Annotated in this window: 1 protein-coding gene; it reads right to left on the minus strand. The window is 46.0% G+C overall.

Features of this window, described 5'->3' with window-relative positions; translation table 11 throughout:
- The coding region (locus R8N49_RS27645) for a DNA-formamidopyrimidine glycosylase family protein (protein WP_318190519.1) at positions 1–398 on the minus strand (398 nt) is incomplete at its 3' end.
- Positions 399–668 lie beyond the last annotated feature (270 nt).

The raw sequence follows: 668 nt of genomic DNA on the forward strand, positions 1-668 counted from the left end.
GGCTCTGGTCCCATATGCTCAAGTACCGCATGGGACTCACCAGGAGCGCACCATAGCCAAGCACCAAAGCGTCGAGGGTCGTTATAACGCAGCACTTTACCATTTGTAAGTTTGAGATCGACATGATCGTGCTTAGCCGCAGGAAAAGCAGCATCCAACACACGTAACGAGCCGGACATTCCAAGGTGCACAATGGCAGTCCCTGTATCCGTTTCTATGAGCAAATACTTTGCGCGGCGGTGAATAGCTCGAATCACTTGCCCTTCAAGCAATTTCAGCTCTTGCGGGATATCCCAGCGCAGTTTGGGTGTGCGAAAAACAAATGCCTTAATCGTTTGTCCAACCATATGTGGACTAATACCCATCCGGCTTACTTCAACTTCTGGTAGTTCAGGCATTTATTTCTCCTTAGAACACTCAAAGCCTTACTGAAAGGCAGTTAGAATAATCGAAAAGAACAAGCGTAAACACTGCTTACCTACGAGGTTATTGACCACCTCTCACTTAGGCATGATGTAATTGCTCTCAACAGAAATCGCGATCCACTTGTTTTGCCAATTCTTGAACAACCAAAAATCATGAAGACGATAAAGAGTAATTCGCTGCGGTTCTTCGACGCCTTGATACCAGACTTCGATGGTTTCTGGTGTGCCTAACTTATCTTTAAG

Source organism: Vibrio sp. 1978, from assembly GCF_033344345.1.